At 68.5% G+C, this 18,223-nt stretch carries 19 protein-coding genes; 10 read left to right on the top strand and 9 right to left on the bottom strand.

What is annotated here, in order from left to right; genetic code table 11:
- The first annotated feature begins 530 nt into the window (after nt 1-530).
- From ACIA8G_RS21135 to ACIA8G_RS21125, 3 genes are read left to right on the top strand one after another with little or no spacing between them, the layout of a single operon-like run.
- Nucleotides 531-1,991 carry an NAD(P)/FAD-dependent oxidoreductase gene (locus ACIA8G_RS21135; protein ID WP_396420300.1) on the top strand — a complete coding sequence of 487 codons (1,461 nt, stop codon included), beginning with the start codon at nt 531-533 and terminating at the stop codon, nt 1,989-1,991.
- Nucleotides 1,988-3,007 carry a hypothetical protein gene (locus ACIA8G_RS21130; RefSeq protein ID WP_396420299.1) on the top strand — a complete coding sequence of 340 codons (1,020 nt, stop codon included), beginning with the start codon at nt 1,988-1,990 and terminating at the stop codon, nt 3,005-3,007. Before ACIA8G_RS21135 ends, ACIA8G_RS21130 begins: the two co-directional genes overlap by 4 nt.
- A gap of 8 nt (nt 3,008-3,015) precedes the next feature.
- Nucleotides 3,016-3,615, top strand: coding sequence for a TetR/AcrR family transcriptional regulator (locus ACIA8G_RS21125; RefSeq protein WP_396420298.1), 600 nt, complete (start codon nt 3,016-3,018; stop codon nt 3,613-3,615).
- A 90-nt stretch (nt 3,616-3,705) separates the two neighbouring features.
- On the opposite strand, the gene ACIA8G_RS21120 is transcribed toward ACIA8G_RS21125, so the two are convergent.
- The 5 genes from ACIA8G_RS21120 to ACIA8G_RS21100 all read right to left on the bottom strand — a co-directional run bounded on the left by ACIA8G_RS21120 (nt 3,706) and on the right by ACIA8G_RS21100 (nt 8,126).
- Nucleotides 3,706-3,909: a cold-shock protein gene (locus ACIA8G_RS21120; protein ID WP_396420297.1), complete on the bottom strand. Its 204-nt coding sequence runs from the start codon at nt 3,907-3,909 to the stop codon at nt 3,706-3,708.
- Between the two features lie 313 nt (nt 3,910-4,222).
- Nucleotides 4,223-4,378: a hypothetical protein gene (locus tag ACIA8G_RS21115; RefSeq protein ID WP_396420296.1), complete on the bottom strand. Its 156-nt coding sequence runs from the start codon at nt 4,376-4,378 to the stop codon at nt 4,223-4,225.
- A gap of 243 nt (nt 4,379-4,621) precedes the next feature.
- Nucleotides 4,622-4,780 (bottom strand): hypothetical protein, encoded by a 159-nt coding sequence (locus ACIA8G_RS21110; protein ID WP_396420295.1) that lies wholly within the window; start codon nt 4,778-4,780, stop codon nt 4,622-4,624.
- Between the two features lie 38 nt (nt 4,781-4,818).
- Complete coding sequence (locus tag ACIA8G_RS21105; protein WP_396420294.1) at nt 4,819-7,674, bottom strand: hypothetical protein; 2,856 nt, start codon at nt 7,672-7,674, stop codon at nt 4,819-4,821.
- A gap of 50 nt (nt 7,675-7,724) precedes the next feature.
- Nucleotides 7,725-8,126: a winged helix-turn-helix transcriptional regulator gene (locus ACIA8G_RS21100; RefSeq protein ID WP_396420293.1), complete on the bottom strand. Its 402-nt coding sequence runs from the start codon at nt 8,124-8,126 to the stop codon at nt 7,725-7,727.
- 28 nt (nt 8,127-8,154) lie between these two features.
- On the opposite strand from ACIA8G_RS21100, the gene ACIA8G_RS21095 reads away from it, so the two are divergent.
- Both ACIA8G_RS21095 and ACIA8G_RS21090 read left to right on the top strand, forming a co-directional pair.
- Nucleotides 8,155-8,715 carry a hypothetical protein gene (locus ACIA8G_RS21095; protein WP_396420292.1) on the top strand — a complete coding sequence of 187 codons (561 nt, stop codon included), beginning with the start codon at nt 8,155-8,157 and terminating at the stop codon, nt 8,713-8,715.
- A gap of 166 nt (nt 8,716-8,881) precedes the next feature.
- The gene (locus tag ACIA8G_RS21090) at nt 8,882-9,748 is read left to right on the top strand and encodes a peptidase inhibitor family I36 protein (protein ID WP_396420291.1); all 867 of its coding nucleotides are present in this window, start codon (nt 8,882-8,884) and stop codon (nt 9,746-9,748) included.
- A gap of 59 nt (nt 9,749-9,807) precedes the next feature.
- Here ACIA8G_RS21090 and ACIA8G_RS21085 read toward each other — a convergent pair whose 3' ends face one another.
- Entirely contained in the window at nt 9,808-11,034 is a 1,227-nt protein-coding gene (locus tag ACIA8G_RS21085) for a PucR family transcriptional regulator (RefSeq protein WP_396420290.1), read from the bottom strand.
- A gap of 210 nt (nt 11,035-11,244) precedes the next feature.
- Between ACIA8G_RS21085 and ACIA8G_RS21080 the strand changes: the two genes are divergently transcribed.
- From ACIA8G_RS21080 to ACIA8G_RS21070, 3 genes are all read left to right on the top strand, one after another.
- Nucleotides 11,245-11,550 (top strand): hypothetical protein, encoded by a 306-nt coding sequence (locus ACIA8G_RS21080; RefSeq protein ID WP_396420289.1) that lies wholly within the window; start codon nt 11,245-11,247, stop codon nt 11,548-11,550.
- 104 nt (nt 11,551-11,654) lie between these two features.
- A complete protein-coding gene (locus ACIA8G_RS21075) occupies nt 11,655-12,317 on the top strand; it encodes a hypothetical protein (protein ID WP_396420288.1) in 663 nt (220 codons plus the stop codon).
- Nucleotides 12,318-12,493: 176 nt separating this feature from the next.
- Nucleotides 12,494-14,122, top strand: coding sequence for a GMC oxidoreductase (locus ACIA8G_RS21070; RefSeq protein ID WP_396420562.1), 1,629 nt, complete (start codon nt 12,494-12,496; stop codon nt 14,120-14,122).
- A 29-nt stretch (nt 14,123-14,151) separates the two neighbouring features.
- On the opposite strand, the gene ACIA8G_RS21065 is transcribed toward ACIA8G_RS21070, so the two are convergent.
- The 3 genes from ACIA8G_RS21065 to ACIA8G_RS21055 form a co-directional block, all read right to left on the bottom strand.
- On the bottom strand, nt 14,152-14,634 hold the full coding sequence (locus ACIA8G_RS21065) for a carboxymuconolactone decarboxylase family protein (RefSeq protein ID WP_396420287.1): 483 nt from the start codon (nt 14,632-14,634) through the stop codon (nt 14,152-14,154).
- A complete protein-coding gene (locus ACIA8G_RS21060; RefSeq protein ID WP_396420286.1) occupies nt 14,631-15,710 on the bottom strand; it encodes a dihydrodipicolinate reductase in 1,080 nt (359 codons plus the stop codon). Before ACIA8G_RS21060 ends, ACIA8G_RS21065 begins: the two co-directional genes overlap by 4 nt.
- A gap of 172 nt (nt 15,711-15,882) precedes the next feature.
- A complete protein-coding gene (locus ACIA8G_RS21055; protein ID WP_396420285.1) occupies nt 15,883-16,644 on the bottom strand; it encodes an SDR family NAD(P)-dependent oxidoreductase in 762 nt (253 codons plus the stop codon).
- Nucleotides 16,645-16,738: 94 nt separating this feature from the next.
- Here ACIA8G_RS21055 and ACIA8G_RS21050 point away from each other — a divergent pair, with 94 nt between their 5' ends.
- Both ACIA8G_RS21050 and ACIA8G_RS21045 read left to right on the top strand, forming a co-directional pair.
- Complete coding sequence (locus ACIA8G_RS21050; protein ID WP_396420283.1) at nt 16,739-17,314, top strand: TetR/AcrR family transcriptional regulator; 576 nt, start codon at nt 16,739-16,741, stop codon at nt 17,312-17,314.
- A gap of 10 nt (nt 17,315-17,324) precedes the next feature.
- A complete protein-coding gene (locus ACIA8G_RS21045) occupies nt 17,325-18,167 on the top strand; it encodes an NYN domain-containing protein (RefSeq protein ID WP_396420282.1) in 843 nt (280 codons plus the stop codon).
- Nucleotides 18,168-18,223 lie beyond the last annotated feature (56 nt).

Here is an 18,223-nt window from a genome sequence, read left to right as displayed (position 1 = left end):
TTGATGTCCTCTCTCGTAGCGAGGTCTTGTCCGGCGACGCGCTGGCGTACGTTTCTGTGATCGCAGTTTGGTATCAGCACAAGGTGCGTGGAAATGAGGTATTGGTGGATGGTGTCCGTGGCCATCCGCTCCTTAGAATGAGTAGTCTCCAGCCGAGTCAAGTCGAGGAATGGGAGTCTCCCGGCTATTGAATCGCGCAGTGAGCGATATTCGCGGCTATCTTGCAAGTGAACCGACAGAGGCGGAGGTCGCAATTGGCTGGATGCGCTGCCGACTTGCGGGCTTGACAAAGATGTCCTAGGCGCAAGGCCGATTTGGCTTTCGTGAGGACGCGGCCAAACGCTTGCCGTTCGATCAGGACCACTTCGACCAGCTGTGGGCGGCCGTGGACCCGCTGGGCTTCGCCGAGGCGCGGAGGAGCTGGCCCGACCGCCGAGCGTCCCCACGCTCAGCCAGTCACCGGATTGACACCACCCCTCGCCATTCATACATTCGAAGCATGGTTGTATGAATGACGAGGGGTGGTCCGCGTGAAGCTGGGCAGAACCGCCGTCGTACTAGGTGGCAGCACCGCAGGTCTGTGCGCCGCCGGAGCCCTAGCTCCCCACTTCGACCAGGTGGTGGTGCTGGAACGGGACGAGCTGCCGGCGGAGGCGGAGCACCGGCGTGGCGTGCCGCAGAGCAAGCACCCGCACTTCCTGCTGAACTCCGGCCGCCGCGCGATCGGGGCGCTGTTCCCCGGTTTCGAGGACGCGCTCATCGCCGCCGGTGGGCTGCACCTGATGCCGTCGTTGGACGCCGCCTATCTCGACGGGGAGGGCTGGTCGGCGCGCAAGCGCGGGGCTATGACGATGATCTACGGGTCGCGGATCCTCATCGAGCGGGTGCTGCGCGATGAGGTGCGGAAGCTGCCCAACGCGACCATTCGCGAAGGTGTGTCGGTGAGCGGGCTCAAGACGCGCGACGGCGTGGTCACCGGGGTTGAGCTCTCCACGCCCAAAGACGAGCACATCGAAGCCGATCTTGTGGTCGATGCGATGGGGCGTGGGTCGTCGGTGAGCGGCTGGCTGGTGGCTGCGGGATGGCCGGAGCCCGAGGTGCGGACGCTTGACGCCAAGGTCACGTACACCTCGCGCTGGTACGAGCTACCCCAAGAGCGGCCTGCGTCGTGGTGGTGGCAGCACTTGGTGATCATGCCTACGCCTGACAAGGGGGAGCATCCCGCCGAGCACGAGTTCCTGGTGAACTTCTTTCCCATCGAGGGGAATCGTGTCATCGCCTGCATGGGCTCGTGGGGCATCGAGATGCCTCGCTCGACCGAGGCGTTCATCGAGGCGGCGCGGCGCGTGCGTACGCCGTTGTTCGCGGCTGCGATGGAGCGCTGTGAGCCCACTTCGGAGGTCCACCTCACGAGGTCTACGGGGAACAAGTGGCGGCGCTACGACCGCATGCGTACGCCTGGTCTCGTGTTTGTTGGCGATTCGATCTGCGCGTTCAACCCGTTTTACGGGCAGGGCATCAGTTCTGCGGCGATGTCGGCGTTGCTGCTGCGCGAGCACCTCTCCGAGGCGAAGCGGCTTGACGACGAGTTCTACGCCAGGTTCCTTGTAGCGCAACGCAAAGCGCTGACCGTGCCCTGGTCGCTCGCTATGGCCAGGGACCAGGGCTATGAGTGCGCGGTCGGTACCGAGAAGGTGTCTGAGTGGCGGCGGCGGGTCATTGCGGCTGTGTCTGGGCCGGCTTTCAGTCTTATCGTTGGTGCGGCGCGCGAGTACGAGGTGGTCGACGAGCACTTTGCGAAGGTGTTCAACCTCGACGAGTCGCTCGGGCAGATGATGAGGAACCCGCGGGTGATCGCGGGGCTGGTGCGCTACCGGATTCGGACTGCGCTGGGGCGGCAGCGGGTTCCGTTCGGGTTCGACCCGCAGGCTGAGCCCCCGGCTACGGACTACTCGCGGAACGGTGCTGTGGCAACGGTTGTCGCGCGATGAGATGCGGGCCGGAGGCTGAGGCCGTCACGCGTGAGCTTGGCTTCGACTGCCACGACGTGTCGCCTGTGGTCTCGGTTCGACCGCCGTGGGATCTTGTGCACTGGACGATGCCGTTGCTCGAGGTGCTCATCATCTGTGGCGCCGTCGCGGCTTTGGTGCACGCGGTGCGTCGGTATCGCGCGGGCGATCCGATCAACCTGGCGTTGTGGTGGACCTCGTTGGTCTACCTCGCGGTGATCGAGCCGCCGCTATACTTCCCGGAGTGGTTCGGGCTGAACGAGATCTACGGTTTCATCTTCGCCCACAACCAGTTCACCGTGCAGTTCATGTGGGACAGGTTGCCGCTCTACATCATCGCGTTCTACCCGGTGATCAGTCAGGTCGCGTACGAGGTGGTGCGGTCGCTCGGGATCTTCGCGCGCCGCGGTGCGCTGGCTGGGTCGGTCGCCGTTGCCTTTGCCTGCCAGGTTTTCTACGAGGTCTTCGACCACATCGGACCGCGGCTGAAGTGGTGGGCCTGGAATCCGGACAACCACATCGTCAACCACCCCGCGCTGGACGGGGTGCCGATGACGAGCATGCTGTTGTTCGCGTCGGTTTCGTTGGGAGCCATGACCTACCTGGTCGTGCGCCTCACCAGCGGGCAACACCGAAAACGGTCGCTGGTGCTGCGAGTTCTCGCTGCCGGTGTCCTCACACCGCCGACCATGGCGATCGCCGGGATCCCGTCCAGCTTCTTCGACGGGAACGCCACCGCTCAGGCCTGGGTTCTCGGCGTCGAGCTCGCCGTGGTGTGGGTGGCCGGCGCCTGGATCGTCGTGGCGAACCGAAGCCCAGGCGAACCGCTGTCCGCCTTCGTCCGGATCTACCCCGCCGTCTACCTGGGTGGGATGGCGGTGTTCTGGATCAGCGCACTGCCGGGTGGCGTGCCGGTCGGCAGCGGCCTCTACGCGCTCGCCTGCTTCATCGGGGCCGGTCTGATGCTCGCGGCACTGAGGCAGCGCTCTCGGGGATGATGGTGCGCATGGGGTACCACGGCTGGCAGGGCAACCCGCCCGGCACCGAGGACGAGGCGCGCCGGCGGATCGTCAAGGCGGCGATGGCGTGTGTGGACCGGGTCGGGCTCGCCAAGACCAGCATGTCCGTGGTCGCCGCCGAGGCTGGTGTGACCCGGCAGACCGTTTACCGGTACTTCCCGCGGCTGGCGGACATCCTCAGCGCCGTCGCGCTGGCCAACGTCGAGGACTTCGCCGCGCGGATGGAACGGCACCTCGCCTCGTTCGGCAGCCCGGCCGAGGTCGCGGTGGAGTCCGTCGTGTTCGGCGTTCTGGAGGTTCCGCGGGAGCCCTACCTGGGGTTGTTGCTGCAGGCGGGCGAGTCTGACTTCTTCACGGTCGCGGTGACCTCGCCCGAGTCGTTCGCTCTCGGCGCGCGGATCCTTCGCAACGTGCCGGTCGACTGGGCCGGGGCCGGGATCGCCACCGACGACGAGCTTCAGGGGCTCGCTGAGATCCTGATGCGGCTCTTCCTGTCGTTCCTGCAGCACCCCTCGACGCCGGCGCTCACCGACGGGCAGCTGCGGGCTCTGGTCCGCCGCTGGATCGGGCCCGCCCTGCTGGGGTGAGCAGAACAAAGCCCGGCCGGATGAAAAAATCACCCGACCGGGCTTTGGTGTTCCGCGCATGCCGCTAGTGGTTCCGCGGCTGACGAGGGACTAGGAGGGGACGACGTTCTCCGCCTGCGGGCCCTTCTGGCCCTGAGTGATCTCGAAGGAGACCTTCTGGCCTTCCTGGAGCTCGCGGAAGCCCTGAGCGGCGATGTTCGAGTAGTGAACGAAGACGTCAGCGCCGCCGCCGTCCTGCTCGATGAAGCCGAAGCCCTTTTCAGCGTTGAACCACTTGACGGTTCCGGTGGCCATGTGTAACTCCAAGCATGAATCGGCACCCGCACGTTGCGGATCCGGAAATGATCTGCCATAGCTCGCGGAACAGCAAAACGCCCGTGACCTGTGATCACGGGCGACTGGAACTTCGGAACCATGACTGATGGCCCACACGCTACACCGGAGGGCACCCGGAAATCTGCGCCTGGGCGAAACCGGTCGGTGAACTCTCGTGGGCGGGGGTGGCCGGAGAGGGTGATCTGCGCCTCGTCGGCGCTCGCGACAACCCCGGTGGTCGATCACGGATGACCGACCGCCCGTCCTGGTGCCTGGCGCCGCGCGGAGGTCGCTAGCGCTTGGAGCGCCGGCCCGCCAGGCTCGTAACTGCGGAGATGGCGCTCCACACGACCACCCAGACACGCCACGGAACGTGGGAGACGTCCCGGCGCGGCTTGGGCCGGGGTTCGCGAACCTCGACGGTGGCCTTCTTGGAGTTCTTCGTCATGCGGTTATGCCTCCATGCGGGACTCGTGGGTCCGATGGCCATGGGTTACACGTGGTGCAGAGGGTCGAAACCGCGTTCTTGAGGGCCCCCACCTTGGCACGCGGCGGTCTGATGCGCGAGCACGGCAGGTCAGATGCGGTACGGCCCGATCACGTGCGAAGCCCACCCGAGGTGACAGGCGGTTTCGCACACAGATTGTGACCCAGGCGACTGTCGTTGCCGTCATGGGGGCGCGTGAACGGACTAGTAACCGCCGCGCTCGAGGACGTTGCGCGCCTCCCGCACCTCGCGATCGGCTTCTGCCTCGGCGAGCGCGCCTGGCAGCGGCGGGTTCGTGTCCTTCTCCGCCACCCAGTCCTCCGGCTTCGGTGGGTCGGGCAGGACGTTCCACTTGTCGGTCATGAATCCAGTGTGCCTGCGTTCGGCGATGTCGTGCGGGCTCAGCGGTGTGCGCGCTGCCAGAGGGCGGGCCAGCCGCCCTTGCCGAGCAGCGCTGCCGGGACGAGCAGGCCGTGCTCGGCGACGCGCTCCCAGAACAGTTCCACGGGCGCGCCGAGGTCCGCCGCCGCGGGCAGCGCCTTCTGCCACGGGCCGTGCTCGTCGGACAGGTCGCTGGCGGGAAAGCCGGGAACCACCGTCTTCTTCGCCTCGGCCACCTGCACCACACCGTCCTTTGTGGACTTACCGGCGCAGGTCGTCACGATCGCCAGTGCGCACACCAGCTCGGTCGACGGGCGCTTTGCCACCGACCGGGCGAGCGCGTCGTCACCGGCCAGGTCGCCCATGGCCGTGCGGACCGCTCGTGCCACCACGTCCATGGCGTGGGCCGGCGCGATCTCCGGGCGGCGCACGAGGGCGCGCAGCGTTCGCGGCAACGGTGAACCGTCGGTGAGCGTGTCGAGCCGGTCGTACTCGCGCAGTCCTGAATCGAGCCGGCCCACCGCGGCGGTGAGCGGCCGGACGCGCGTCGCCCGCCACAGGGCCGGTGCGTCGAGCCCGGCGTCGAGAGCCGTGCGAAGCAGGTCCGTGTGTTCGGCCGGACCGACGCGTTTCAACGCGATCGCCGCCGCGTCCGGGTCGAAGTCGGCGGGCTGCCCTGGGCGTCCCAGTCCGCGCGCCAGCGCGGTGTAGACGTGGCGTGCGGACACGGCCTGCGCCGACGCCAGTTCCCGCTCTGCCGCCGTGGTCAGGGCGCTGACGAGCTCGGCGGGCAGGCGTCCTGCGGCGGAACGACGGGCCGAACCGCCCCGCGCTCGCACCGGCGGCACGGGCAGCAGGGGCTCCGGCGCGGGCGGCACGGGTACCGGGATCTTGTCCACCCACTGCTTGACCTGCGCTTCCAGCGCCGCGTCAACGCTGTCGTTGAACCGCGCCCGCAGCTCGTGGACGTGCCAGCCACCGGTGTGCCGCCGGATGTCGAGGTTGGCGACGATGCGGCCGTCGGCGGGGTCGCGCAACGCCATCAGCACGCACTGGCCGCGGCGTGCCTGGGCGGCGTACCACCACTCGCCGATGCAGTTGCCCATGTAGCTGGACCACTCGGCCAGCTGCCGAGGTTCGCGGCCCAGTTCGACGGACAGCCCGGCGAGCACCTGTTTGTCCATAGTGGACACTTCGGGTGGGATCGGGAAGACGCCGACACTGGCCTCGGCGATCACCGCGCTCGCGCTGACCCCGGCCGCCAGCTCGGCCCAGCTGCCGCAGCGGGGCGGTGGTGTCGCGCCGAACATGACCAGCTGCGCGACCCCGGCGGCCGCGAGCGGCAGGGAGTCGGCTCGGGGGTTGCCGGGCTCCGGCTGGGGTGCAGGTGCGTCGTAGCGCAGCTCTGGCGCCGGCTGCTGGTGCCGCACCCTGGCGCGCTCGTTGCCGTGGAAGGGTGCCAGTGCGTCGGCGAGGTCGGCGAACCAGAGCAGATCGTGCGGTGTCTCCGCGGAGGCCGGGTCTCCGGCCGCGATCCGTTGCGCCAGCGGCTGTTTCGGACCGTCGGCGTGCGCGTCGGGAAGCGGCGGCTGCTCCCAGCCGTCCGGTGCCCGCGAGAACCCCGCCGCGGCGCGCCACCGGGGCAGGTGGGGTGCCTGCCACGGCTTGCAGGCGTCCCAGCAGTTGTGCAGCGATTGCTCGTCGAGCTCATCGAGCAGCGCGGTCACGGCGTCGAAGACGACCACGCCGTAGTTGCGGGCCATGGCGACCCGCACCTGCACGTAGGTCTTGATCTTCGCGGTGATCGCCCGCTCCGGGGTCAGCATCTGAACCAGCTGCTGGACATAGCATCCCGGTCGCGCCGGGTGGCTGTACCCGCCCTCGTGGCGGCGCGCGGCTTTGGACCGCGCGGCCTTGGTGAGACAGGCGTCGGCCGCGACCAGCTCGTCGCGATGCCTGTCCGCGGCGACCTCGAGTCCTTCGTCGGACACGGTGCTGGCGAACCGCAGCAGCGCGGTGGCCGCGATGGCGTCCTCCAGCAGCCGGCCGAGTTCCGCCGCGCTCCACCACGCGGGTGGTCGCCAGCGAGCCGCGGCCGCCAGCGTCGGCTCACCGTCGAACGCCCAGCCCAGGCGTTCCACGATCGGCTCGTCGAAGTGGTCGCGGTGGCGTTCGCGGAGCTTGTCGATCCGGTCGGCACGGGTCTGCGTCGCGGCGCGCCGTGCCATGAGCTGCTGCTCGACGAGCAGCGCGCACACGTGGTCCCAGAGGCTGATGATCAGCGCCAGCCGGCGAGGTCGTGGATATCCCGCCAGGACCCGGGACAGGTGGTCGGCCAGCGTGGACGCCGCGCCGAGGGGGAACGGGTCGATCCCGTCCGGAGCTCGCAGGCCGAGCACGCGCTCCAGCTGCTCCGGCCCGAGGAGATCGGATGCCGCGGAGGCCAGGTGCAGCGCCGCCCAACGCTCCTCGGCGAGCGCTGTGTGCGCGGCCGCGCCGACCCGTTTGGTCGCCGCCGGCCCGAACATCGCCACCAGACCGGCGGTCCGGTCGCCCAGCAGGTGGGCGCGGTCGACGCCGAGGACCTTCAACGCGGCGAGGACCGCATCGCGCCGGTCACCGTGGGCGCCGGCCAGCCGCGCGGAGATGAAACCGCCGCCGAGATCGATGCCCGCCGCGGCCGCCTCGGTGCCGCCCCGCACCAGCAGGGCGAGCTGCCTGGTCGCCTCCCGCACCACCTCGGGTGCCGCGTCGGCCGGGCCGAGGGCGACCGGGGCACCCGGCCGGTCTCCGGGCACGGCTCGGCCGCCCGACGTGGGTGGCCAGCAGCGCAGCCCAGGTCCGGCCGTGACTCCGAACGCCAGTTGGATGGACATCGACATCATCATCGCGCACCCGTGCCACCCGTTTTGGCCGTTCGCTGTGGCTAGGCGATCGAGTCGGCGCAGCCCATCGCCGCTTCCGGCGCGCCCTCACCGCGAGTGCGCTGAAGGTGGGCCTCACCCCACACCCGAACCCCCTCGACCACGGGCAGGACGGTGGCCCCGTACGGCGTGAGCCGGTAGATGACGCGTGCCGGCACCGGTCCGGTCTCCACACGTTCGACGAGCCCGTCGGCTTCGAGTTCGCGCAACTGCTCGGCCAGCACCTTGGACGTGATCGGCGTGCCACGGCGGCGCAGGCCGGCGAAATGGGATTCGCCGTGGGCGAGCCAGTACAGCAAGGTCAGCTTCCACTTCCCGCCGATCGCGGCGAACGCCGCGGCCATCGGACAGCCGGGCAACGGGTTGGGGCGCGAGAGGTTACCCGCAGGTGCCTTCTTGTTCATGGTCGCGCTCCGCTCGGATAGTCGGACCATGACCGTGCCACACAAAAGAATTCTGGCCGTGGCTTTCGCGGCCCTCATGTTGATTGCGGCGACCGCGTCGACGTCGTCGGCGGGTGCCGGCGGCCAGCGCGACTTCGACTGGGAGATCGGCTCCTGGCGCACCACCGTGCGGGTGCTCGCCGAGCCGCTCTCGGAGTCCCCGGACCAGTGGCTCCAGTTCGCGGGCACCAGCGTCGTCCGGCCGCTCATGGACCAGCGGGCGAACGTCGTCGAGCTGAAGGTCTCGGGGGCGAGCGGCCGCATCGACGGCCTCAACCTGCGGCTTTACGAGCCGCAAGCGCAGCGGTGGAGTCTGACCTTCGTCAACATGCGCGACGGACTGCTCACCCCGGCGGTCTACGGCGGGTTCCGCAACGGCGTGGGCGAGTTCTACGGCGACGACCAGCTCGGCGGCCGTCCGATCAAGGTGCGCTTCCTCGTCACCCGGCAGGGGCAGGACAGGGCCAGGTTCGAGCAGGCGTTCTCGGCCGACGGCGGAGCGACGTGGGAGACGAACTGGCTGGCCGAAGATCGCCGCAGCCGATCCTGACAAATCGGTGGCCGCGGGTGTCAGCGAGATGTCAGCGGCCATCGCAATCCTTCTCACCAGAAGCTTCCCCTGCTGCACGAGCGGGGGCTCCGACAAAGTCGACGGGGGCGGCTCGGGCATTTTCGGTGCTCGCACTGTCGGACCCTGCGGAAAAACAGAAAGGCTTATGGTGCTGAAGCGAATTACTTTTGCGGTCCTGGCCAGTGCGCTGATCGGCGTCACTTTGGGCTCGGCCCCGGCTTCCGCGGCGACGGCCCGCAACGGTTCCTGTGAGGCGGGCGAGTTCTGCCTGTACTACAACAGCAACCACGAGGGTTCGGTCTCGGACTTCAACACGTCGGTCTCCGACTACGGCGACGAGCAGCCGAGCTGCTACGACTTCAAGGGTGCCGGCGCCGGCAAGGGCCTGTGCGTGAAGAACGAGGCCGCGGCTGTCTGGAACCGCACCAGCAACCCGGTCACGGTGTACTTCAACAGCGGCTACGCCGGTCCCCGGCAGACGATCGCCGCCGGTGGCAAGGTCAACCTGAACTCGGACCTCAAGAACGAGAACGCCGCCCACAGGCTCAACGACGGTGGCAGCCCGACGCCTCCTGACGGCAGCTACGCGACTCCGCCGGTCAACCCGCACCCGTCGGCGACCGCCCGCGCTCCGCAGGCCACCGCCCGCACGGCGTTCGTCGACAAGCAGATCGCCGACCTGACCGGTGAGAAGCAGTGCTACGTGGGTGACTACCGCAGCGGTGAGTCGTCGACGAGCAACCACAACACCGGCAACGCCCTCGACTGCACCATCTCGAACGCGATCGGGCAGTACCCGAACGCGGCGCAGAAGGAACAGGGCTGGAAGCTCGCTCGGTGGCTGCAGAAGCACGCCAGCCGGCTCGACGTCCGCTACGTGATCTGGCAGGGCAAGATCTGGAGCGTCGCCCGCGCGTCCGAGGGCTGGCGCAACTACACCGCCGGCAGCGGTGTGACCGGTGGCCACTACGACCACGTCCACGTCTCGATCCAGAACCCGCACGGCGACTGATCTGAACGGTTGAACGCGAAAAAGGCGAGCGCCCCGAACGCTCGCCTTTTTCGCGTTGGTCAGGAACGCAGGTCGTGAACGATGAGCGACGCGGAGAGCAGCCGGATGTCCGTGGGGTCGGCGGGGTTGTACCCGGTGAGCTCGGTGACGCGGCGCAGCCGGTAGTTCAACGTGTTGCGGTGCAGGTGCAGCTCGTCGGCGGTGCGGTGGCGGTTGTGGTCGCTGTTGATGAACACCCTGAGCGTGTGCAGCAGGTCGGGGTGTTCGGCCAGCCGGTCCATCACGCGCGCGAGCCGTTTGCGGCCGGGACCCGGCCGGCAGAGCTGGTACTCGAGCAGCACGTCGTCGAGGAAGAACGCGCCGGGCGGACGCCCGAGGCGCTGGGCCAGCTCGGCGATGTCGGCGGCCTGCCTGGCAGCGGTGGGGATGTCCTCGCGGCGTTCCGCGGCGGCGATTCCGCCGATCAGGCCGGTACCCGCGGCGGTGTGCAGGCTGCGGACCAGCTCGGCGGCGTCGGCCAGCTCCTGCTCGATGGTCTCCGCCGACGCGGGCAGCAGCACGGTGCCGCCGTCGTGGTCGAGCGCGGAGAGCGCGTGCTTCGGCAGCTCGGCCCGCAGGCGGCGCACGAGACCGTGCACGGCAAGCCTCGCGTCGGCACCATCGGCCAACGCCGGTGCCTCGACGCGCACGGCGAGGACCACGTGGTGGCCGGCCAGTTCGAGCCCGATCCGTTCGGCCAGCGGCTCGGCCTCCCGGCCCGTCAGCAGGGCTGCCACCAGCGCGCGGCCGGCTTCCCGGCGCTCGGCGTGCAGCGCTTGCTGTTCGGCGAGGTACGAGGCGGCGACGGACGGCACGGCAACGCTCAGGTACCGCAGCAGTGCGGGCACGGTCGCCAGCAGGTCCGGCACGTCCTCCGGCTCGGCGACGGCGGCCATCGCCTCCCACCCGACGTGCGCGGCGACGTGGTACGTGCTCAGCACGACGTCGAGCGGAACCCCCTGCTGAGCTCGGCGGACCGCCGTGGCGACCTGCTCGGCGAGCTCTTCCGGCGCGGGCGGCCGTTGCTCGCGCAGCGCACGCAGGAAGACCTGCAGATTTCGGGTCACCGCCTCGGTGATCTCGCGATCGACGAGCTGGTGCGGAAGCTGCCGGTAGGCCGCTGATCGGGCGAAGAACGCCTCCAGCACCTTCTCGGCGATGCTCGGGATCTGTGTCGCGGCGCGCTCGTACAGCGCCGCGTGCGGGTCTGGCGCCGGGATGTCCACCACCGCCAGAGGCTTGCGCATCCGGCAGCCGTGGGCGATAGCCCGATCCGGTCTTTCTTGTGTGGTGCGGTGCACGAACGGGGGACGTTCGCGTTGTGCACGTGCCTCAAACGTTTGCCCTGTTCGAGTGATGGGTGCTGGGGACGGCTCCGGAACGCCGCCAGACTCGTTAGTTCACACCAGCAGGCGACGTCGGCCGGAAAGGATGTTGTGAGCAGCGTCGAGGAGTGCATGAAGCTGTTGCTGCGGCGCGGGTTCCGGCGGACTGTCGTCCAGGACCGCTTAACCTGCGTCAACGCGGTGATGTTCCGGCGGGTGTGGCGCGGCACCAACGAGACGGTGCTCGCCTACTCGGAGTCGGAAGCCCTGGCCTATCGCGTGCCCGAACGCGATGCGGACCCCACGGATCCGTTCGTCGTCGATCCGGATCGAACGTTGTGGCAGTGCGGCGGCGATTTCGTCGACGTCGCCGGCCAGCTGCTGGGACTGCCCGCGGCGCCGGGGCACTCCACGTTCGCCCTGCCTGACTCGCGCTGACCGGACGCCCGGAATTCCGGTGGATGACTCACCACCGGTGATGCGCTGAGATGGCATTTGGCTGCCGCCTGTGTGCAAGCCCTGCAATCACACAAGGAGCAACCATGCGTTTGGCGCGACGAGTCGCCACGATCACCGGAGCCGCCGTTCTGGCGGTGGCCGTGGTCCAGCCCAGTGCGTTCGCCGGTCCGGTGGGCAGCGGCTGGACCGAGCACAACCCCTCCTGGAACCTGCAGATCCAGAGCAAGGGCGTGATCACGTCCTACCCGAGCAGCACGAACAGCGCGTCGGGGCCCGGCGGTTCCTACCTGAGGTCTGGCGGGGTGCAGACCTTCAAACTCTTCAACAACGGGTCGAACCGGGTCGAGGCGCGGATCCAGGACAACTATCGGACCGGCCAGCGGCAGTTCGAGGGCGAGCTCAAGGTGACCGCGGGCACCGACGACGAGAGCGCCATGCAGATCTTCGGCAACGACGGTGACGGCGCGACCACGCTCATGATCCGGTCGTTCACGCGGAACGGCGGCACCCTCCGCGGCGGGGGCAAGGACCTCGTCAGCGGCATCAACGGCAAGTGGGTCCGCGTCAACGTCACCCACAACGCCACCGCGACCGGCGGCAGCTATTCGATCTACATCAACGGCAAGCACGTGCACACTGCGAATGGGCCCAAAGGAGACCACTACTTCAAGTACGGCGTGTACGGCACTTTGAAGACCGCGAGTGCCGAACACCAGTGGCGCAACGTGCACTTCTACCGGAAGTAGTCCTGACCGGCCCTAGTCCTCTGTAGACCAAAAACCGAGGCGAGCGCTCATGTTGAGCGCTCGCCTCTTTGCGCTTCCTGAATGAACCGGAACTAGCAGGTAGTGACTTGCCGGACAAGCCCAGGTATAACTTGTTCTCATGCGGCAAGAGTGAGGAAGATCACATGACCCACACAATGACGTGTGACAACGGTTTCAAGGGTCCTTCACGACGTTCGTTCATCGCTGGAACAGGTTCTATTCTTGGGGCCGTGGCCCTGGGAGGCCTCGGTTCTGCGGCCCAAGCGGCCGTTCCGGCGTCCACTTCGATCACCGACGCGGCCGTCGTCCCGGCGCTGGTGATCGGCACCGGATATGGCGGTGCCGTGGCGGCTCTGCGCCTCGCGCAGGCGGGTGTGGACGTCCACATGATCGAGATGGGCATGGCGTGGGACACCCCGGGCCCGGACGGCAAGATCTTCGCCAACACGACGACACCGGATCAGCGGTCCTTCTGGCTTCGCACCAAGACCAAACAGCCGCTGAGCAACTTCCTGGGATTCCCGATCGACAAGGCGATCCCGCGCTACACCGGGATTCTCGACGCCGAGGAGTTCAGCGGCATCACCGTGTACCAGGGCCGCGGCGTCGGTGGCGGTTCGCTCGTCAACGGCGGCATGGCGGTCACGCCCAAGCGCGAGCACTTCGGCGACGTGCTGCCCACGGTGAACCCCGACGAGATGTACAACGTCTACTACCCGCGCGCCAACGCCGAACTCGGCGTCGGCCTCATCGACCCGGCCTGGTTCGACACCACCGAGTGCTACCAGTACGCGCGGGTGGGCCGTAAGCACGCGCAGCGCTCCGGGTTCCCGTTCGTCTTCGTGCCCACGGTGTACGACTGGAACTACATGAAGCAGGAGGCGGCCGGGACCGTCCCCAAGTCGGCGCTGATCGGCGAGATCCTCTACGGCAACAACTACGGCAAGAAATCGCTGCAGAAGACCTACCTCGCGAAGGTCAGGGCGACCGGGCGAGTCACGATCTCGGCGCTGCACAAGGTCACCTCGGTGATGCCGGCGTCCGGCGGTGGCTTCACGGTCACCATCGACCAGCTCAACACCAACGGCGACCCGGTGGCCACCAAGACCGTGACCGCGGCCAAGGTGTTCTTCGCGGCCGGCAGCGTCGGCACCAGCAAGCTGCTCGTGAAGCTGAAGGCCACCGGCGCGCTGCCGAACCTGAACGGCGAGGTCGGCAAGGGCTGGGGCGACAACGGGAACGTGATGTGCGGCCGCGCCAACCACATGTGGGACCCGACCGGAAAGCTCCAGTCGTCCATCCCCACCCTCGGCATCGACAACTGGGCGGCCGGCGGCGCGTTCGCCGAGGTGGCGCCGCTACCGACCGGGATCGAGACCTACGCCTCGTTCTACCTGTCGATCACCAAGACGCCGAACCGCGCCGAGTTCTCCTGGAACGCCGCCGCGGGCAAGGTCGACCTGAACTGGCAGACCGCCTGGAAACAGGTGTCCATCAACGCCGCGAAAACGATCTTCGAAAAGATCAACGCGAAGGAGGGGACGATCTACCGGACCGATCTCTTCGGCGTCTACAAGATCTGGGGAGACCACCTGACGTACCACCCCCTCGGTGGCGCGCTGCTGACCAAGGCCACCGACAACTACGGGCGCCTGCACGGTTATCCCGGGCTGTACGTCATCGACGGCTCGCTGATTCCCGGCAGCACCGTGGTGAACCCGTTCGTGACCATCACGGCGCTCGCCGAGCGGAACATCGAGAAGATCATCGCCACCGACCTGTGACGTGACTCCACAGTGGAGAGTGCTGGGCCTCAGAGCTGGCTGGGCAACATGCAGCGGGTGTCGAGGCCCAGCACGTGGTTCAGCCTGCCGAACGCGAGCCACGCGCCGATGCTCATGCTCAGCTCCACGATCTCCACCTGGCTGTAGTGCGCGGCCATCCGGTCCCAGAAGTCGTCGTCGAGACCGTGGTGGTCCAGCGCGTACCGCTCGGCGTACTCCGCGGCCAGCCTGGTGCGGTCGTCGAAGGCATCGGTGGTGCGCCACTCGGTCACCGCGTCGATGAACTCCTCCTCGACCTTCTTGCCGTCCCTCTCGGTCCGCCAGTCGAGGCAGAAGGCACAGCCGTTGATCTGCGCGGTCCGCAGCCGCGCGGCCTCGAACTCGCGCAGCCCGAGCGTGGTGTGGCTGTACACCGACAGCGAGAAGTTCGCGGCGGCGACGCCGATGCCGGGCACCATCTCGCCCCACACGTACGCGATCGGGTCCTTGCCCTCGGGGACGTCGATGTTCATCGCGAGTTCCTTCCGAGCTTGCCGGCCGCGGGCCGCAACGGGACGTCGAGCGCGTCGTAGAGACCGGGATCGGCTTCCGCGAGCCAGTCGATGGCGTTCACCAGCCGGCCGACGGCGGTCGCGTTGCCGCCTGCGGAACGGTTCTCGCCCTCGTCGACGGCTTCGACCGAGACCTCGATCCGCGGCCGTCCCTCGATGATCACCTTGTGTGCGCCGTCGCCGGAGGGCGGCATCGGCCAGTCCGTCGCACACGACGCGTGGATGCGCGTGACGTGTTCGATGACGATGAGCGGTTCGCCGCCGACGATGCCCTGCACCTCGAACCGGATCGCGCCTTGGGTGTCTTTTTCGAACTCGCCCATGGTCCTGGTCGTCACCGTGGCGTCGAGCGCGCGCCGGTCCACGGTCTCGCGGATCTCGTCGATCTCGACGCCCAGCGCCCTGGCCATCAGCCGGATCTGCCCGCCCCACACCATGGTCGGCACCGTCGCCATGAGCATCGGCGCCTGGTAGTCGAGCGGCTGGCCCATGCCGATCAGCCACCGCACCGCGTCGGGCTGGTCGTAGGTGGAGTAGTCGAAGATCTCCTGGCAGCGGATCGCGTCCACCTCGCTGCCCAGCCCGCTGATCAGCAACGGCAGCACGTCGTTGCCCCAGCCGGGATCGACGCCGGAGACGAAGAGCGATCCGCCGCCGTCCGCGATTGCGGCTAGAACAGGTTCCCTGAGCTCGGGCGGGGCGCTGCGAGGGTCGTAAAGGGCGTAGAGGGACGGCGTGACGACGACGGCGCCGGCCCGGATCGCCCTGGTGATGTCGGCGAGGGCGTCATCCGGCCGGATGTCACCGGAGGCCGCGTACACCACGGCGCGCGGGCTCGCGGCGAGCACCGCCTCGACGTCGTCGGTCGCCGCGATCCCGAGTTCCTGGTCGATCCCGGCGAGGTCACCCGCGTCGCGGCCGACCTTGTCGGGGTTGTGGACGACCACGGCCGTCAGTTTCAGCGCCGGATGGGCTTCGACGGCCCGAATCGCGGCACGCCCGACGTTTCCCGTACCCCACACCACTGTGGCGATCATGCGACGCAGAATAACTAGAACACGTTTCAGTTGTGAAGAGCTGCGGTCGTCCCGGTCCGATGTCCACCCGTGGGGAGCAGTCGCGAAAACCTTTGCGACCGCTGGGGATCCGTCTGTTTCGTCGATTTACAGAACGGCGGCGGCTCTGTCTACTGAGGACGGCTGTTCCGGGTCAGATCAGCACCTGTGCCTCGCCGCCGTCGGCGAACAGTTCGCTGCCGGTCATGAAGCTCGACTGACCGGTGGCCAGGAAGAGGGCGGCCGCGGCGATCTCGTCGACATGTCCCACCCTGGCCAGCGCGACCCGGCCCGCCTGGTACTTGAGCATCGCGTCGACTCCGCCGGGGCCGTTCGCCAGTGCGTTCTTGAGGCCCGGGGTCTCGGTCGGACCCGGAACCAGCGTGTTGACGCGGATGCCGCGCGGCGCCAGCTCCAGTGCCCAGACCCTGGTGAGCTGGCGGATGGCGGCCTTGGTCGCGGAGTACGTGCCGAGTGCGGCGGTCGCGCGGGACGCCGAGGTCGAGCCGAGCGTGATGATCGACGCGTCGTCGTTGAGCAGCGGCAAGGCCTTCTGCACGGTGAAGGCGGTGCCGCGCACGTTGATCCCGAAGTCGGAGTCGAACGCCTCCGGGGTCAGCGTCTCGATGGTCTCCAGAGCCGCGGAGCCGCCGGCGTTCGCGACCACGACGTCGAGTCCCTTGCCGTGCGCGGCGATGCGGGCGAACAACCGGTCCAGGTCGGCCAGATCGGACACGTCGCTGCGCACGCCGATGGCCGCGGATCCGAGCCGGGCCACCGCGGCGTCCAGTTCCGGCTGCCGCCTGCCGGTGACGAAGACGCCGGCTCCTTCCGCGACGAACCGCGCGGCGATCGCCAGGCCGATACCCGAGGTTCCGCCGGTCACCAGGGCGGTCCGTCCAGCAAGTGCACTCATGTGCCCGTCTCCGTCTTCAAAGTGGTTCTGTACCGTCCGGTCCAAAACTAGCCCGTTATGGAACGATCGGTCAATAACGGGTATCGTCGAGGGCGTGGCACGACCGAGGCAGTTCGACGAGCAGGAGGTCCTGCGCGACGTTCGCGACCAGTTCTGGACCGCGGGCTACGCGGCCACGTCGCTGGACGACCTCACGCGCGCGTCCGGACTGGGCAAGGGCAGCCTCTACGGCGCGTTCGGTGACAAGCACAAGCTGTTCATGCGCACCCTCGAGGCCTACGTGAACGAATCGTGCGAGTCGCTGGAGCAGAACCTGGCGGGGTACCCGCGCGCGGTGGACGGGTTGCGGGCGTTGCTCGTGGCCGGCGCGGCGTCGCAGCGCCGCGGTTGCTACCTGGCCAACAGCACCACCGAACTCGCCGCCACGGATCCGGCGGTCGCGGCGAAGGCGCGCGAGGCGTACGAGCACATCGCCGGTCTGGTCGCGGGCGCCGTGGAGCGGGCGCAACGCGAAGGCGACCTGCCCGCCGGGATCGACCCGGTGACGTTCGCCCGCACGCTGCAGGCGGCCCAGCAGGGCATCGTCTACATGGGACGGAGCGGCCTGCCCGCCGAGGCGCTGGCCGAGGTAGCCGGGAACCTCGCCGACCAGCTGCTGCCGATTCGGTAAAGTCCGTTTGATGGGGGAGACCGTCCGCATCGGAGTGTTCTACGACGGCACGTGGTTCGCTTATCTCAGCGACTTCTACGCGACCGCACATGCCAGGGCGGCCCGGATCTCGCTCGACGGCCTGCACGACGCGCTGCGCTGGTACGTCCACACCGAGACCGGCCGTCCGATCGAGGACTGCGTGGTCTCGGAAGCGCACTACGTGCGTGGCCGCATCTCGACTCCCGCCGCGTCCTTCGACGCGGTGCTGGCCTCCGCCGGCATCACCCGCCACGACATGCCTCTGCACGGCGGCAAGGAGAAGGGCGTCGACGTCCAGCTCGCGCTGGAGGCGTGGGATCGCGCGACCACGGTGCCGCTGCAGTGGGTCGTCCTGCTCACCGGGGACTCCGACTTCGCTCCACTCGCGACCAGGCTGACCGCGCGCGGCGTGCACGTGATCGTGCCGGTCGTCGACGTGCGGACGGTCGACAAGCCGCCTGCCTGGACTCCGCGCACCGCGGCGCCGCTGCGGGCCGCGACGCGTTTCACCCCCGGTTTCGACGCGCTCTTCGCCCCCACCGACGCGCCCGACTACCCGCTGCGGAGTCCGTTCGTGCGGTCTTCCGAGGCGGTGGCCTCACCGGCGGGCGCGCCGCGCGGACGCCGGCGGGGCACGGTGAGCAGCTGGAAGTCCGGGCAGACGCACGGGTTCATCACCGACACCCGCGGCGGGTCGTGGTTCGTCTCGCGTGACGATCTGGCGGCGGGGCTGACCCTGCTGCTGACGGGCACGCCGGTGTCGTTCACCGGGTCGCCGGAGCCGATGCCGGGCCGGAAGTACCCGAGGGCGCAGTCCGTCCGCCCCGAGTAGCTGACATTTGTCACCACGCCTTGGTGACGCCGCCTCACTACTGGCGACCACCCAGG

Source organism: Lentzea sp. NPDC051213 (assembly GCF_044455585.1).
Taxonomy (GTDB): domain Bacteria; phylum Actinomycetota; class Actinomycetes; order Mycobacteriales; family Pseudonocardiaceae; genus Lentzea.
This window is presented reverse-complemented; position numbering and strand designations above follow the sequence as displayed.